The organism is Serratia sp. HNCC26DJ206 (assembly GCF_057180605.1).
This window is the reverse complement of record NZ_JBXUGP010000011.1, coordinates 1-15,422: the sequence shown is the minus strand read 5'-3', so window position 1 is coordinate 15,422 and position 15,422 is coordinate 1. Positions and strand designations below refer to the sequence as shown.

At 47.5% G+C, this 15,422-nt stretch carries 16 protein-coding genes; 15 read left to right on the top strand and 1 reads right to left on the bottom strand.

Going from position 1 to position 15,422, the window contains the following annotated elements; genetic code table 11:
• The first annotated feature begins 8 nt into the window (after positions 1 to 8).
• From AC2A1E_RS09105 to AC2A1E_RS09065, 9 genes are all read left to right on the top strand, one after another.
• A complete protein-coding gene (locus AC2A1E_RS09105) occupies positions 9 to 653 on the top strand; it encodes an RpiB/LacA/LacB family sugar-phosphate isomerase (protein WP_484383471.1) in 645 nt (214 codons plus the stop codon).
• A 94-nt stretch (positions 654 to 747) separates the two neighbouring features.
• Positions 748 to 1,299 (top strand): phosphodiesterase, encoded by a 552-nt coding sequence (yfcE, locus tag AC2A1E_RS09100; protein WP_484383470.1) that lies wholly within the window; start codon positions 748 to 750, stop codon positions 1,297 to 1,299.
• A gap of 160 nt (positions 1,300 to 1,459) precedes the next feature.
• Positions 1,460 to 2,035 (top strand): NUDIX hydrolase YfcD, encoded by a 576-nt coding sequence (yfcD, locus tag AC2A1E_RS09095; RefSeq protein WP_484383469.1) that lies wholly within the window; start codon positions 1,460 to 1,462, stop codon positions 2,033 to 2,035.
• Between the two features lie 408 nt (positions 2,036 to 2,443).
• Positions 2,444 to 2,812, top strand: coding sequence for a hypothetical protein (locus AC2A1E_RS09090; RefSeq protein WP_484383468.1), 369 nt, complete (start codon positions 2,444 to 2,446; stop codon positions 2,810 to 2,812).
• Positions 2,813 to 2,886: 74 nt separating this feature from the next.
• The gene (locus AC2A1E_RS09085; RefSeq protein ID WP_484383467.1) at positions 2,887 to 3,777 is read left to right on the top strand and encodes a carbohydrate ABC transporter permease; all 891 of its coding nucleotides are present in this window, start codon (positions 2,887 to 2,889) and stop codon (positions 3,775 to 3,777) included.
• Positions 3,770 to 4,684, top strand: coding sequence for a carbohydrate ABC transporter permease (locus AC2A1E_RS09080; RefSeq protein WP_459402002.1), 915 nt, complete (start codon positions 3,770 to 3,772; stop codon positions 4,682 to 4,684). The genes AC2A1E_RS09085 and AC2A1E_RS09080 overlap by 8 nt, the downstream gene beginning before the upstream one ends.
• A gap of 13 nt (positions 4,685 to 4,697) precedes the next feature.
• Entirely contained in the window at positions 4,698 to 5,825 is a 1,128-nt protein-coding gene (locus AC2A1E_RS09075) for an ABC transporter ATP-binding protein (protein ID WP_459402003.1), read from the top strand.
• Positions 5,826 to 5,840: 15 nt separating this feature from the next.
• Positions 5,841 to 7,130, top strand: a complete 1,290-nt coding sequence (locus AC2A1E_RS09070) for an ABC transporter substrate-binding protein (protein ID WP_484383466.1) — start codon at positions 5,841 to 5,843, stop codon at positions 7,128 to 7,130.
• Between the two features lie 443 nt (positions 7,131 to 7,573).
• Positions 7,574 to 8,269, top strand: a complete 696-nt coding sequence (locus AC2A1E_RS09065; RefSeq protein ID WP_484383465.1) for an oligogalacturonate-specific porin KdgM family protein — start codon at positions 7,574 to 7,576, stop codon at positions 8,267 to 8,269.
• Between the two features lie 142 nt (positions 8,270 to 8,411).
• On the opposite strand, the gene AC2A1E_RS09060 is transcribed toward AC2A1E_RS09065, so the two are convergent.
• Positions 8,412 to 9,431: a LacI family DNA-binding transcriptional regulator gene (locus tag AC2A1E_RS09060; protein ID WP_484383464.1), complete on the bottom strand. Its 1,020-nt coding sequence runs from the start codon at positions 9,429 to 9,431 to the stop codon at positions 8,412 to 8,414.
• Between the two features lie 301 nt (positions 9,432 to 9,732).
• Here AC2A1E_RS09060 and AC2A1E_RS09055 point away from each other — a divergent pair, with 301 nt between their 5' ends.
• The 6 genes from AC2A1E_RS09055 (at position 9,733) to AC2A1E_RS09030 (ending at position 15,188) form a co-directional block, all read left to right on the top strand.
• A complete protein-coding gene (locus AC2A1E_RS09055; protein WP_484383463.1) occupies positions 9,733 to 10,176 on the top strand; it encodes a PTS sugar transporter subunit IIA in 444 nt (147 codons plus the stop codon).
• A 218-nt stretch (positions 10,177 to 10,394) separates the two neighbouring features.
• Positions 10,395 to 10,676, top strand: a complete 282-nt coding sequence (locus AC2A1E_RS09050) for a PTS sugar transporter subunit IIB (protein ID WP_076941594.1) — start codon at positions 10,395 to 10,397, stop codon at positions 10,674 to 10,676.
• Between the two features lie 23 nt (positions 10,677 to 10,699).
• A complete protein-coding gene (locus AC2A1E_RS09045) occupies positions 10,700 to 12,079 on the top strand; it encodes a PTS ascorbate transporter subunit IIC (protein ID WP_484383462.1) in 1,380 nt (459 codons plus the stop codon).
• Positions 12,080 to 12,093: 14 nt separating this feature from the next.
• Positions 12,094 to 12,939 carry a transketolase gene (locus AC2A1E_RS09040; protein ID WP_484383461.1) on the top strand — a complete coding sequence of 282 codons (846 nt, stop codon included), beginning with the start codon at positions 12,094 to 12,096 and terminating at the stop codon, positions 12,937 to 12,939.
• On the top strand, positions 12,932 to 13,897 hold the full coding sequence (locus AC2A1E_RS09035) for a transketolase family protein (protein WP_484383460.1): 966 nt from the start codon (positions 12,932 to 12,934) through the stop codon (positions 13,895 to 13,897). Before AC2A1E_RS09040 ends, AC2A1E_RS09035 begins: the two co-directional genes overlap by 8 nt.
• A 766-nt stretch (positions 13,898 to 14,663) precedes the next feature.
• The gene (locus AC2A1E_RS09030; protein ID WP_484383459.1) at positions 14,664 to 15,188 is read left to right on the top strand and encodes a fimbrial protein; all 525 of its coding nucleotides are present in this window, start codon (positions 14,664 to 14,666) and stop codon (positions 15,186 to 15,188) included.
• Positions 15,189 to 15,422 lie beyond the last annotated feature (234 nt).

Sequence of the window (15,422 nt, the reverse complement as noted above, 5' to 3'; positions counted from 1 at the left end):
AGGAAACGATGAATATTGCACTGATGATGGAAAACAGCCAGGCGGGTAAAAATGCGCTGGTTCTCGAACAACTGCAGGCCGTAGCGGCTGACAATCATGATGCGGTGTTCAACGTCGGCATGAGTGACGAGAAAGATCACCATCTGACCTATATCCACCTGGGGATCATGGCCAGCATCCTGCTGAACGCAGAAGCGGTTGAGTTTGTGGTTACCGGTTGCGGCACTGGCCAGGGCGCAATGATGTCACTGAACGCCCACCCAGGTGTGGTTTGCGGTTACTGCATCGAGCCTGCGGACGCCTTCCTGTTCGCCCAAGTCAACAACGGTAACGCGCTTGCTCTGCCGTTCGCCAAAGGTTTTGGCTGGGGTGCAGAACTGAACATTCGTTACATCTTTGAGAAAGCATTTACCGGCCGTAGAGGTGAAGGCTACCCTGTCGATCGTAAGGAACCTCAGGTACGCAACGCTGGTATTCTGAACCAGGTTAAGCGTGCAGTGAGCAAAGATAACTATCTTGATACGCTGCGTGCTATCGACCCGGAATTGGTGAAAACCGCCGTCAGCGGCGCACGTTTCCAGGAATGCCTGTTCTCACATGGCAAGAAAGCCGAAATCGTGGCATTCGTAAAAGATATTATCAACCGCGCTTGATTTTTTCTTCAGGTGGCCGCTCGTCGGCCACCTGCTTCATCGGTTACCGTTACTGCGTTAGAATGGGTTTCCTATTCCGTACCAAGGGAAGCTTATGAAGCTGATGTTCGCCTCTGACTTACATGGTTCACTTTCCGCCACTGAAAAAATTCTTGAGCTGTTTGAGCAAAGTCATGCCGACTGGCTGATTCTTTTGGGTGATTTACTCAATCACGGGCCGCGCAATGCGCTGCCAGATGCCTATCAACCTGCCCAGGTTGCCGAGCGGTTAAATCTCTATCGCGATAAGATCATTGCCGTTCGTGGCAATTGCGACAGCGAAGTCGATCAGATGCTGCTTTCATTCCCCATTACCGCTCCGTTTCAGCACGTGTTGCTGCCAAACAGACGGCTGTTTTTAACCCATGGTCACCTTTATCATCCCGGCCTATTACCACCTTTATCTCTGGGTGACGTGTTGGTGTATGGTCATACGCACCTGCCACAGGCAGAACGGCAGGGGGATATTTATTGCTTTAATCCAGGTTCGGTCAGCATACCCAAAGGGGGCTTTCCTGCCAGTTATGGCATACTGGAGCAGGATGTTTTGCGCGTGATCGATTTGCACGGTAGCAAGGCGGTTGCAGAGCTGGCATTAACACACTAGTTTATATATCCAATGGCTTTAGAGTGCAGAGTTATGGATTGGGCGTCGGTGCTTCTGCAACTTTAAAGGTGAAGAATGTACGCATATTAAAAATCATAAGTACATTCATTAATTAACCAATGCGCGGCATTCATCGCGCCAAAATAGAAGGTCTTAGAGGATGGCGGAACAGGGTCAGGCTGCGGATACCGAATGGGTGGATATCGTCAACGAGCAAAACGAAGTGATTGCTCAATCCAGTCGTCAACAGATGCGTGCTCAACGGCTGCGTCACCGTGCTACCTATATTGTGGTGCATGATGGAATGGGGCGAATTTTGGTGCAGCGTCGCACTGAAAACAAAGACTTCTATCCGGGCTGGCTGGATGCCTGTGCCGGTGGAGTGGTGCAAAGCGGTGAGAATGTGCTTGATTCCGCCCGCCGCGAAGCGGAGGAGGAGCTGGGAATTGCCGGTGTGCCGTTTGCCGAACATGGCATGTTCTATTTTGAAGAGCATCAGTGCCGCATTTGGGGGGCTTTATTCAGCTGTGTGTCACACGGTCCTTTTGCCCTGCAGGAAGAGGAAGTTGCTGAAGTAAGCTGGATGATGCCGGAGGAGATCACCGCGCGCTGCGACGAGTTTACCCCAGACTCGCTGAAGGCGCTGTCACTGTGGCTGACGCGTAACAACGATCAGGATTACGGTAAACCCCTGCCGCGCGAAAGCAAAGTAGAGTCGGGTGAAGAGAACCTCTAGCCACGTCACTGGCTGTGTTTTTGCGTTGTCTTGCAATAACACAGCCTGATTTCCCGTATCGGGATCCTTTCTTAACCTCCACTCAAAAAATATATTACCCTACCTGATGTCCTCCAGGCAGATCACGTTCTGCTGATTTTACCCATAACACAATTGGCTAACCAATTTCCCACAAATCAAGATCGTTATTGCCACAATCGGTATTCATTATTTTATTGTTTATTTTCAATTGGTTAGTGTGTTCATGTGCTGTTTTTTTTAATTAGCATGCGAGCTAGTCAAAAAAAATAAAACAACGTTCCTACTTTGGTCACACTTTTGCCATCCGCCCAATGACGCTGAGAAAAATTTAGATATAATAATTTGAAATAGTGTTTCAGTTTGTTGGCTGAGGTGTGGAGACCGAAAATGGACTTAACGTGCTGCACTCAAGTGATCGACAGAGTCATGATGGATCAACCATCAGCGTTTTGTCGACGGCTTAGCCAAGCCAAAGCGGGCCGACAAACTCAACTTGCGCCTTTGTGGAATGGATTTGTTCTGTCTTTCCATTTTATCTATGACTTGTATCAACACCATGCACAGGGAGCACATGGTGCAAATGCCTTAGAATTTCATATACGAAAATTATTATTCATTTGTTTAGGGTATGCATTGCGGCTGCACATCACTTTTGTTGGTGATGAGCAGTTACAAAAGCAGGGTGATTCACTGCTTCAGCGCGGCATGTTGTTATCAGAGCGGAGGTTAAAACACACTACCTTGGGTTGTATCTGATTGCTGTCGAGTCTTTTTATAACGCTAATTAAATTTTTCTTTATTTAATTTTTCTATCTCTATGGGTAATAACCATGAATGAAAACAGAATGCTGGGGTTAGCCTATATATCACCTTACATTATAGGGTTGATCATATTTACGGCGTTTCCTTTTGTGTCATCATTCTTGTTAAGTTTTACAGAATATGACCTGATGAATCCGCCGGTGTTTAACGGGATCGAAAACTACCGTTATATGCTTACGGAAGATCACCTCTTTTGGAAATCCATGGGCGTAACCTTTGCTTATGTGTTTCTGACCATTCCTTTAAAATTGGCATTTGCGCTGGGTATTGCTTTCGTTCTTAATTTTAAGCTGCGTGGTATTGGATTTTTCCGAACTGCGTATTACATTCCTTCGATTCTTGGCAGCAGCGTTGCTATTGCCGTGTTGTGGCGTGCGCTATTTGCCATTGATGGCCTGTTAAACAGCTTTATCGGCATATTTGGCGCAGACCCAATCAACTGGCTGGGTGAGCCTTCGCTGGCGTTGATGTCGGTGACTTTACTGCGCGTATGGCAATTTGGTTCTGCCATGGTTATTTTCCTGGCGGCATTGCAGAACGTTCCGCAGTCACAGTATGAAGCCGCGATGATCGATGGCGCTTCGAAATGGCAGATGTTTATGAAAGTCACCGTGCCACTGATTACGCCGGTTATTTTCTTTAACTTCATCATGCAAACAACGCAGGCGTTCCAAGAGTTTACCGCACCTTATGTCATAACGGGTGGTGGCCCAACTCACTATACCTACCTGTTCTCACTGTATATTTACGATACCGCATTTAAATATTTTGATATGGGTTATGGCGCTGCGCTGGCTTGGATACTGTTCCTGGTCGTGGCCTTGTTTGCCTCAATCGCCTTTAAATCATCGAAGTATTGGGTCTTCTACTCAGCGGATAAGGGAGGCAAAAATGGCTGATATGCACCAAGACAACGTAATCATGAGCGATGCTCAGAAAGTTGCTGAGCAAGAGGTACAGCGGACGTTACGCAAAGAGAAAGTCAGTGCGTTTATCCGTTATATCGTCCTGCTGTTTGTGGGCTTGCTGATGCTTTATCCACTGGTGTGGATGTTCTCTGCATCGTTCAAGCCTAACCATGAGATCTTCACGACGTTAGGATTGTGGCCTGATAATCCAACCTCAGACGGTTTTGTTAATGGCTGGAAAACCGGGACGGAATATAACTTTGGTCACTACATGCTTAATACCTTTAAGTTTGTTATTCCTAAAGTCATATTGACCATTATCTCTTCAACCATTGTGGCCTATGGATTTGCACGTTTTGAAATTCCATGGAAGAAATTCTGGTTTGCAACGCTGATCACCACCATGTTGCTGCCGAGCACGGTATTACTGATCCCTCAGTACATCATGTTCCGTGAAATGGGGATGCTGGACAGCTATCTGCCGCTGTATTTACCGTTGGCATTTGCCACTCAGGGTTTCTTCGTCTTTATGTTGATCCAGTTTTTGCGTGGTGTACCACGTGATATGGAAGAAGCCGCCCAGATTGATGGTTGTAACTCTTTCCAGGTGCTGTGGTATGTGGTGGTACCGATTCTGAAACCGGCGATTATTTCTGTTGCCCTGTTCCAGTTTATGTGGTCGATGAACGACTTTATTGGACCACTGATTTACGTGTACAGCGTAGATAAATACCCTATTGCCCTGGCGCTGAAAATGTCCATTGACGTCACCGAAGGTGCGCCGTGGAATGAAATTCTGGCAATGGCGAGTATCTCTATTCTGCCGTCTATCATCGTGTTCTTCCTGGCCCAACGCTATTTCGTGCAGGGTGTTACCAGCAGCGGTATTAAAGGTTAATTGAGGATTTATCATGGCTGAAGTCGTATTCAATAATTTAGAGAAAGTGTACACCAACGGTTATAAAGCCGTTCATGGTATCAATTTAACCATTGCCGACGGTGAGTTCATGGTCATTGTCGGGCCATCCGGCTGCGCCAAGTCAACCACTCTGCGTATGCTGGCGGGGCTGGAAACTATCAGCGGTGGTGAAGTTCGCATCGGCGATCGCGTGGTTAACAACCTGGCACCTAAATCCCGTGGTATTGCCATGGTGTTCCAGAACTATGCGCTTTATCCGCATATGACGGTGAAAGAGAACCTGGCGTTTGGCTTGAAGCTGAGCAAACTTCCTAAAGAGCAGATCGAAGAGCAGGTAACCGAAGCGGCAAAAATTCTGGAACTGGGAGAATTACTGGATCGTTTACCGCGCCAGCTGTCTGGTGGTCAGGCACAGCGCGTGGCCGTTGGCCGCGCTATCGTCAAGAAACCCGATGTCTTCTTGTTCGATGAGCCATTGTCCAACCTGGATGCCAAATTACGTGCATCAATGCGTATCCGTATTTCCGATCTGCACAAGCAATTGAAAAAGAGCGGCAAACCGGCGACCACTGTTTATGTTACCCATGACCAAACAGAGGCGATGACCATGGGTGACCGTATCTGTGTCATGAAGCTTGGTCATATCATGCAGGTTGATACGCCGGATAACCTTTATCACTTCCCGAAAAATATGTTCGTCGCTGGCTTTATCGGTGCGCCAGAAATGAATATCAAACCTAGCAAGCTGGTAGAACAAGACGGCAAAATCGGTTTGACCGTGGGGAGTTACACGCTGACGCTGAATCCGCATCAGCAGGAGAAAGTGGCTGGCCATGTAGGCGAAGACGTATTCTTTGGTGTTCGTCCTGAGTTTATTACTATTTCAGAATCACCTTTCGAGGGGAATCACTCTCAGGGTGAGTTAGTTCGTGTTGAAAACATGGGGCACGAGTTCTTTGTCTACCTCAAGGTTAATGATTTTGAACTGACCTGTCGTATCCCATCTGATGATGTTAAACCTATCCTCAAAAATGGGCTGCATCGTCCTGTTTACTTTAAATTTGACATGAATAAATGCCATATATTTGATGCGAAAACAGAAAAAAATATCTCTCTTTAACAGGAGTTGCAGATAATGAAAAAAAGATTATTACAAGTTTTGATTGCTTCATCTATTGCTATGTTTGCGCACCAGTCATTTGCTGCTGAACAGGTTGATTTGCGTATGTCTTGGTGGGGCGGGAATAGCCGCCATCAGATGACGCTGAAAGCGATTGAAGAGTTTCAGAAACAAAACCCGGATATTAAAGTTAAATCAGAATATACCGGTTGGGATGGCCACCTTTCTCGCTTGACCACGCAGATCGCGGGTGGGACCGAGCCGGATGTGATGCAGACCAACTGGAACTGGTTACCGATTTTTTCAAAAGATGGCGGTGGCTTCCATGATTTGAATAAAGTCAGTGAGTATCTGGATCTGACCCAGTTTGCTCCAAAGGAACTGAAGACCACCACGGTTAATGGCAAACTGAACGGGATCCCGATTTCAGTGACCGCGCGTGTTTTCTACCTTAATGACGTTACCTGGAAAAATGCCGGGGTAGCCTATCCTAAGACCTGGGATGAATTACTGGCTGCGGGTAAGAAGTTCCAAGAAGTATTGGGTGATAAATATTATCCCGTGGTGCTTGAGCACCAGGACTCTTTCGCCCTGCTACGTTCATATATGATACAGAAGCATAATATCGATATCGTAAATGAAAGTAAGAAGAAATTTAACTACACCGAGGATCAGTGGGTCGAATTCTTCCAGATGTATAAAGATATGGTCGATAGCCATGTGATGCCTTCATCCAAATATTTTGCCTCCTTCGGTAAGAGCAATATGTATGAAATGAAGCCATGGATTGCGGGTGAGTTTGCAGGAACTTACATGTGGAACTCCACCATTAAAAAATATTCCGATAACCTGAAGCCGCCAGCAAAACTGGAATTGGGTAATTACCCGATGCTGGAAGGCGCCACGGATGCCGGTCTGTTCTTTAAACCAGCTCAAATGTTCTCGATTGGTAAAAGCAGTAAGCATCCGCGTGAGGCTGCCATGCTGATTAACTTCTTGTTAAACAGCAAAGAGGGCGTTGAAGCACTGGGACTGGAACGTGGTGTACCACTGAGTAAAACAGCGGTTACCCAATTACGTGAAAGCGGTGTGATTAAAGATACCGATCCGGCCGTTTCTGGGTTGAATCTGGCTCTGTCTTTACCACATGCAATCAATGCTTCACCTTATTTCGATGATCCGCAGATTGTGGTGTTGTTCCAGGATGCCATTCAATCAATCGACTACGGTAAGAAGACGGTTAAAGAAACGGCGGCTGATTTCCAATCACAGGGTGATCGTATCCTGAAAAGGGCAATGAGATAACGAGTTGCTGATAATAACTCCACCATGATACGTGGTGGAGTTATTATAAAATAAATAATTTGAATTAGTCGTGAATTTATTGCTTTATTGATTTGCTATTTTAAATAACGATGATATAACACAATAGAGATTTAAATATTTTATTGTATAAATTAACGCTTCTTTAATAGGGGGTATTACTTCGTCTACTTTGAAGGGTGAAAACACGTAATGCTTTACCTTGCTGGTAATCAGAAGGGCTAGATGTGTTTTATTCAAAGCGAGATTAAACTAAATATCTATACCCTAAATAATTCGAGTCGCAGGAAGGCGGCCAACGCACATGCAACTTGAAGTATGACGGGCATATATAAATTACTCACTGTGGTTTTCAATACTTCTGGGGACCTTTTTTATTCTAGGGCATAGTTTCTTGTATAATTAAATTATAAGGGATGGGAATAATGAAATTAAAATTATTAACTCTGGTGATGACTTCAGTAATTAGCCTCAGCGCCGCGGCGGTAACAATTGATTATCGACATGAGCTTATGGATACTGGCAAAGGCGATCATAAAGATCGTTTGTTGATGTCACATCGCTTTGCCAATGGTTTTGGTTTATCTTTAGAAGCCAAATGGCGCCAGGATCCTTCAGATACTACACCAAATAAACTTTACCATGAACAGGTGAGTAATGGGACTGAAGTGGTCGCCAGCTATCAGCAAAGCCTGACGGATGAGTTTTCTTTACAGCCAGGTTTCTCGCTGGAATCCAACAGCAATAATAACGGTTACCGGCCTTTCCTGCGTGCGCAGTATAATCTGACCAAAGAACTGTATGTTGCGACCAGATACCGTTATGAGTACAAGCGTACCACCTCAAAAGGTTCTGATGCAGATGAAAAAACCAACCGTGGTGATTTCTGGTTAGGCTATACCTTCCTCAAGGATTGGCAGGCAGAATATAACTACGTCTATAAGAGTAGCAACAAAGTTATTTTCGATGATGGTAAAACAGATTACGAACATAACGTAAAACTGGCTTATAAGTGGGATAAAAACTGGAAGCCTTATATTGAAGTCGGTAACGTAAAACAAGACAGTAAGAACGATAATCGCCAGACTCGTTACCGTGTTGGTGTCTCTTACAGTTTCTAATTATACACGCAGGGCCGTTATTACCGCCTGATGTTGAGATACATCAGGCGGTTCCCCGTCCCCGATGCTGTTGTGTTAAGGCAGCATCGGGATAAAACTCGTCAACTGCCTCATATTGCCTGCCGCACTGCGGAGCTAATGCTCAGCAACTATCGCGGCGACACAGTGCCGAAGGGATTGTACCTTCAGGCTGCCATTCCTCATCATTCAGGCGTGCCAACAGCGCTTTACCGGCCTGAATCCCGATCTCTTTGTGTGGCACCGTCATGGTGGTCAGCGGTGGTTGGCATACCTGGCTGACGTCGCTATTACCAAAGCCCACTACCGCCAACTGATCCGGCACCTTGATTCTGCGCCGCTGGCATTCATACAGCGCACCGCAGGCCAGCTCATCAGACGCACACACCAAGGCATCCAGTTCAGGCCAGGCTAGCAGAAATTCTGGCAGCTGCTGTGCGCCGGTGCTAAAACTGGCCGGTTGTGCGGCGTTGATCACCCGGTGCGGTGACATGTGATTGCGTAATAATGCTTTGTGCCAACCCTGCAAATGTTGTTGAAAAATCCACTGTTCCTGATTGGCACATAACAAACCCACATTCTGGTAACCACTGGCAATGATCGTTTGGGTCAATTGATACATTGCCGCGACATAATCAATACCAATATTCATATCGATCGGATCGGTACGTATGGCACCAATCTCTACCACGGGAATATGGGCAGCCATCAGCGCCTGACGCGTATTGGGTGAATGCTCGACGCTAAGCAACACGGCGGCGGCCAGGTTGTAGGAAAGCAGCGTCTCCAGCAGCTTTTCTTCACGCTCCAGATGGTGCTGTGATTCGGCCAACATGATCTGGTAACCCGCCGGTTGCAGCACGCGCTGTAATCCAGCAAACATGTCTGCACAACCTGATTCGGAGAAGCTCGGCACCACCATGGCGATGGTATAAGAGGATGCCGAAGCCAACGAACTGGCGGCCAGATTAGGCAAGTAACCCAACTCACTGACCGCGGCCTCAATTTTTTCTCTCAGCTTGTCTGAAACCTGCTCTGGCGTGCGTAATGCTCGCGATACGGTCATGCTACCCACGCCCGCCAATTGGGCAACGTCGGCCAGCGTAACCCGGCCAGTGCTGCGTCGTTTTTTACCGATCGACATTCGTAATCCTGACTGAAATGCGCTAAGGGTCCGAAACCCGATTATCGGTGGTTCGGCAATCCTGCTTTGGCTGACATTCTAACCCGTTCTCTGGGCGAGGGATAAAAAAACTGCGTTAGGCGATGATCGCGTCCGGCTATTTGATAGCGCTATCACAAATCTGCACGATAGATTCTTGGTAGCGCTATCTTTGTGGCTTTGATCACGGTTGATACCCTGGCCGTTGATTAAAGTTTTATCGTCGCCGAAGAATGACACACCGGTAACACCTAATCGTAACCAGGTTATCTGAGGGGGAAACGTGCTCAACGACTGGCTGAATGCCGATCATATTCAACTGTGCGATCACGTCGCGGACTGGCAGGAAGCGGTAGCGCTGAGTGCCCAACCGCTGTTGCAACGCGGCATCATTACTAACGACTATTTGGCGGCAATATTCCGCCAATATCAGGCGTTGGGACCGTATTTTGTTTTGGCTCCCGGTATTGCCATGCCACATGCCAGACCGGAAGAGGGGGCGAAAGCGTTAGGCCTTTCGCTGTTAAAAATTAACCAGGGAGTGCATTTTCATTCTGAAGATAATGATCCGGTGTTTGTGGTGGTGATGCTTTCTGCTCCAGATAGCAGCAGCCATATCGAATTAATCTCGCATTTGGCCGAATTATTTTCAGACAATGAAGCGATGGAGAGGTTATTCCGCGCTGAGAACCGACAGCAGATCGAGGATATTATTGCCAACTATTAACCATTAACAGTTATACCCGTCATACTTCAAGCTGCATGTGCGTTGGCTTTCCTCGCTCACCCCAGTCACTTACTTGGGTAAGCTCCTGGGGATTCTCTGCGTCGCCGCCTTCCTGCAACTCGAATTATTTAGGGTATAGGCCAATTAACTACAGCAAATAACATCAGATAACTCTCTGGTGATGCTATCTCTTATTCGAAATTCAGCGGGTGAACATAATGAAAATCATGGCTATTTGTGGTTCAGGGTTGGGCAGCAGCTTTATGGTGGAAATGAATATCAAGAAAGTGCTGAAGAAAATGGCGATTGAAGCAGAGGTTGAACACTCCGATCTCTCTTCCGCCACGCCGGGCGCTGCGGACATTTTCGTGATGGCAAAAGACATCGCCGATAGCGCCAGTGTCCCGGCCAGCCAACTGGTGGTGATCAGTAACATCATCGATATTAATGAACTCGAAGCCAAGTTGCGTGCTTACTTCGAAGCTCACTCCATCATTTAATCAAACCAGTCGGCGAGGTGGATATGTTTATCCAGGAAGCGCTTAAATTTGTGGTTGATATATTAAAAGTGCCTGCCGTATTGGTAGGGGTGATTGCATTAATCGGTTTGTTAGCGCAAAAGAAATCATTTTCTGATGTGGTAAAAGGTACGGTAAAAACCATTCTCGGTTTTATTGTGCTGGGCGGTGGTGCCACGGTATTAGTCGGGTCACTTAACCCGCTGGGGGGTATGTTTGAACACGCCTTTAATATTCAAGGTATTATCCCCAATAATGAAGCCATCGTGTCTATCGCCTTGGAGAAATACGGTGCCGCCACCGCGATGATTATGGCGTTCGGTATGGTGGCTAATATTATCGTCGCTCGCTTTACCCGGCTGAAATATATCTTTTTGACCGGTCACCACACCTTCTATATGGCCTGTATGATCGGCATTATCCTGACGGTCGCCGGTTTTGAAGGGGTACAACTGGTGTTTACCGGTGCGCTGACCTTGGGCTTGGTGATGGCGTTCTTCCCGGCCATTGCTCAGCGCTATATGCGCCGCATCACCGGCAATGATGATATCGCTTTCGGCCATTTCGGCACGCTGGGCTACGTACTGGCCGGTTGGATCGGTGAGCGCGTTGGCAAAGGCTCACGTTCCACCGAAGAGATGAACTTGCCAAAGAACCTCAGTTTCTTGCGTGACAGCTCCATTTCTATCTCGATGACTATGATCATTATCTATCTGATCCTGGCGATTTGTGCTGGGCAGACCTACGTCGAAAGCCAGCTCAGCGGTGGGCAGAATTATCTGGTTTATTCGATTATTCAGGCAATTACCTTTGCCGCCGGGGTGTTCATCATCCTGCAAGGGGTGCGGCTGATCCTGGCGGAAATCGTTCCGGCTTTTACCGGCTTTTCAGAAAAACTGGTGCCCAACGCGCGCCCAGCGCTGGATTGCCCGGTGGTTTATCCCTATGCGCCTAATGCAGTGCTCATCGGTTTCCTATTCAGTTTCCTCGGTGGGCTGGTTGGTCTGTTCCTGCTCGGGCAAATGAAAATGGTGCTGATCCTGCCGGGCGTAGTCCCTCATTTCTTTACCGGTGCGACCGCTGGGGTATTTGGTAACGCCACCGGCGGGCGCCGTGGTGCGATGTTGGGGGCATTTGCCAATGGCCTGCTGATTACTTTCTTGCCGGTGTTGCTGTTGCCGGTCTTGGGGGCGCTGGGCTTTGCCAATACTACCTTCTCTGATGCCGATTTCGGCGTAATCGGGATCTTACTCGGCAACATGGCGCGTTTCCTGACCAAAGAAATGATCATGGTGGCAATCGTCGCCATCTTTGCGCTGCTGGTTGCGCATAACTTTTTGGGTAAACGCAAGGGCGCTCCGGCGGCAGGTCGCGTTGAGAAATAAGTGAGGGCGGTTTGATGAACAATACAGTGACTGATATTGGCGAACTGCGCGCGCTGGCGCGGGCGATCCGCCTGGAGACGTTGAAAGCCCTCACTGGGCTGGGCTTTGGCCACTATGGGGGCTGCATGTCGGTGGTGGAAACGCTGGCGGTGTTGTATGGCGAAGTGATGCATATCGATCCGGCGGATCCCGACTGGCCTGAACGTGACTACTTTGTGCTGTCAAAAGGCCACGCTGGCCCGGCACTTTACAGCACGCTGGCGATCAAAGGCTATTTCCCACAAGAAGAACTGAAAACGCTGAACCAGAATGGCACCCGTTTGCCAAGCCACCCGGACCGCCTGCTGACCCGTGGTGTAGATGCCACCACAGGTTCGCTCGGGCAGGGGGTTTCCATTGCTGCCGGGATAGCGCTTTCGCACCAGTTGGCCGGCAGGCGCAATCGGGTATTCAGCATTCTGGGCGATGGTGAACTCAACGAAGGGCAGTGTTGGGAGGCTTTCCAGTTTATTGCCCATCATAATCTGCATAACCTGACGCTGTTTATCGATTACAACAAGCAGCAGTTGGATGGCGCGTTGGATGAGGTGATCAAACCCTTCGATCTGGCGGGTAAATTCACCGCCTTTGGTTTTGACGTGCAAACCGTTTTGGGGGATGACATTGCTGCTATTCGTGATGCGGTGCTGCCGGTGCGCAGCGGTGAACAACGCCCGCTGGTGGTGATTTTAGACAGCGTTAAAGGGCAGGGCGTGGCCTATCTGGAGAGTTTACACAACTCTCATCACCTGCGTTTGACGCCGGACGTACAGCAGGCAATCGAAAAAGCCATTGCCGATCTGGAGGTTGCTCATGTTTAACGTGGTAACACAGCTGGAAAAAGACGGTATAGAGATGCGCAAAGTGTATGCCGGCATGATGCGTCAGCAAATCGAGGCGGGCAAACCGGTTATTGCGTTGGAAGCCGATCTGATGAGTTCGATGGCGATGGATGGCGTGCATAAGGATCACCCGCAGCAGGTGATCAACTGCGGCATCATGGAGGCCAATGTGATCGGCGTTTCCGCTGGATTGTCGCTGACTGGGCGTATACCCTTTGTGCATACGTTTAGCGCATTTGCCAGCCGTCGCTGTTTCGATCAGCTTTTTATGTCGTTGGACTATCAGCGCAATAACGTGAAGGTGATCGCTTCGGATGCGGGGGTAAGCGCCTGCCATAACGGCGGTACTCATATGTCATTTGAAGATATGGGTATTGTGCGCGGGTTGGCGCATTCGGTGGTGCTGGAAGTGACCGATGCCACGATGTTCCAGAATATTTTGCAGCAGTTGGTGGATTTGAAAGGTTTCTACTGGGTACGCACTATTCGTAAACAGGCAACGCGTATTTATCAGGACGGCTCGCGCTTTACCATCGGTAAAGCCAATCTGTTGCGTGATGGGAGCGACATCACGCTGATTGCCAACGGCATTATGGTGGCCGAAGCGTTGAAAGCGGCACAGGTTTTGGAGCAGCAAGGGATCAGCGCAGCGGTTATCGATATGTTCACGCTTAAACCTATCGACCGTGACATCATTAAAACCTATGCAGCGAAAACCGGCAAAATGGTGACCTGCGAAAACCACAGCATTCATAACGGACTGGGCTCAGCCGTGGCGGAGGTGCTGGTAGAAGAGTGCCCGGTGCCGATGTGGCGGGTTGGGGTGAAAGAGCGTTATGGGCAAGTAGGGACTCAGGAGTTTTTACAACAGGAATACGGCCTGACGGCAGAACATATTCTGCAGGCGGCAAATCAGTTGCTGGATTGTGTGCCGTAATTGCAGGTGAACACTGCTAGCGCTTAACGGGCTCACCGCACCATTTGTGCTGTGAGCCCTCATCGAAATGATACGAGAAAATACCGAGAATTGCTGAGTGTGAAGCAATCCCGCATTTACGCTTATCATCGCTCAGTGATTTGAATAAAGCATGATAGTTAGCGTATAACTTGAGCAGAAAATTTGAATTATCCTGTGCTAGTTGATAAATGACGCTGTGTTTATTAGTGGAAAAAATGGTGAGGTATAATCTTAAAATGCCTTAAAGCGTATACCGTTTAGGTATGAAAGTGGTTTTTTTTAATGCTAAAAATCAGGTGTAACATAATAATTTCTTATTTTGTAACTAAGTTATTTCTTGTTTTTTTCTTGTTAAATACTTGAGTGTGCAATTAAATTTCTTTAGATTCATTTAGTTATATCAATGCCTTGTTTTGCTTTAATAAATAAAAAAATCAAAAAAACAGTAGGGCTATAAGTTTTTTAAATATTCTTACTCTTTACATTAAAGCGCATTTAACTAAAATGGGCCGCATCAGGTTAAGCTATTATCGGTTAAGTAATACGTTTTGGTGTTTCTATGCATAGCTTGTTCTATTTGCTCATCTTAAAGCCTGCTTTCCCCCTTAATAGTCATCTATGGACCTTGCGAGTTTTAAGCTAACGCTTAAATGAGATGTCTCGTCAACTTGTCTGATGCTGCAAGTAAAATAGCATTAATTTTATATAGGGCAATTTATACCCATAGGATATGGAGTTTCTAATAGTGAAAAAGATTTTTTGTGTTACTACCTTGGTTGCAGCAAGTTTAGGCCTGTCTACTGGGGCATCGGCTGATAATGGTCAGGTGAAATTTACAGGGCAACTTACGACTGAAGTTTGTCAGGTTGTTAATAATATGAGTAATCCTGCAGAAGTTAAGCTTGGAAAAGTGGGATATACGGCTTTCAAAGGCATAGGTTCGACTGCAAGTGCTACGTCGTTCGTCTTGGCATTGAAAGATTGCCCACCAACAGTGGTTAGTGCCCAAGTAAGTTTTGATGGTATTGCAGCAACCAGCGATAACCGCTCGTTAGCTCTGACTACAGGGGCTAATGTTGCAACAGGAGTTGCTGTGCAAATTTCTGATGCGTCACGTACAGTGTTAGCTCTGCGAGTGCCTTCGCAGGCATACCCATTGACTGCGGGTGATAATGACTTGGAATTCGTTGCACGTTATGTTGCAACTTCTGACTCTGTGACTGTGGGCTCAGCAAACGCAGTGGCGACCTTCGACATTACCTATAACTAATTGCGCCATGGTGTTTTAAAATCAAACGGCCCGTTTATTAACGGGCCGTTTCAGACTGCTGACTAACCCCACTTTTTCAGGTGGGGTTCTTCTTTTCTAGCGACCGCAGGTCGCGATCGCGATATTTTTCCATAACCACGTCATTGGCGACGTCTGTTCGCCCAAGGCACCTTTCTGGCCTTCCCAAGACGCTTTCAACCACGTAAAAAGACCGTAAAGAAGCGCCAGCAGCGC

Excerpts from the sequence above, each read along its gene's own strand:
- AC2A1E_RS09105 (WP_484383471.1), top strand. The coding sequence starts at position 9 with ATGAATATTGCACTGATGATGGAAAACAGCCAGGCGGGTAAAAATGCG.
- yfcE (WP_484383470.1), top strand. The coding sequence starts at position 748 with ATGAAGCTGATGTTCGCCTCTGACTTACATGGTTCACTTTCCGCCACT.
- yfcD (WP_484383469.1), top strand. The coding sequence starts at position 1,460 with ATGGCGGAACAGGGTCAGGCTGCGGATACCGAATGGGTGGATATCGTC.
- AC2A1E_RS09090 (WP_484383468.1), top strand. The coding sequence starts at position 2,444 with ATGGACTTAACGTGCTGCACTCAAGTGATCGACAGAGTCATGATGGAT.
- AC2A1E_RS09085 (WP_484383467.1), top strand. The coding sequence starts at position 2,887 with ATGAATGAAAACAGAATGCTGGGGTTAGCCTATATATCACCTTACATT.
- AC2A1E_RS09080 (WP_459402002.1), top strand. The coding sequence starts at position 3,770 with ATGGCTGATATGCACCAAGACAACGTAATCATGAGCGATGCTCAGAAA.
- AC2A1E_RS09075 (WP_459402003.1), top strand. The coding sequence starts at position 4,698 with ATGGCTGAAGTCGTATTCAATAATTTAGAGAAAGTGTACACCAACGGT.
- AC2A1E_RS09070 (WP_484383466.1), top strand. The coding sequence starts at position 5,841 with ATGAAAAAAAGATTATTACAAGTTTTGATTGCTTCATCTATTGCTATG.
- AC2A1E_RS09065 (WP_484383465.1), top strand. The coding sequence starts at position 7,574 with ATGAAATTAAAATTATTAACTCTGGTGATGACTTCAGTAATTAGCCTC.
- AC2A1E_RS09060 (WP_484383464.1), bottom strand. The coding sequence starts at position 9,431 with ATGTCGATCGGTAAAAAACGACGCAGCACTGGCCGGGTTACGCTGGCC.
- AC2A1E_RS09050 (WP_076941594.1), top strand. The coding sequence starts at position 10,395 with ATGAAAATCATGGCTATTTGTGGTTCAGGGTTGGGCAGCAGCTTTATG.
- AC2A1E_RS09045 (WP_484383462.1), top strand. The coding sequence starts at position 10,700 with ATGTTTATCCAGGAAGCGCTTAAATTTGTGGTTGATATATTAAAAGTG.
- AC2A1E_RS09040 (WP_484383461.1), top strand. The coding sequence starts at position 12,094 with ATGAACAATACAGTGACTGATATTGGCGAACTGCGCGCGCTGGCGCGG.
- AC2A1E_RS09035 (WP_484383460.1), top strand. The coding sequence starts at position 12,932 with ATGTTTAACGTGGTAACACAGCTGGAAAAAGACGGTATAGAGATGCGC.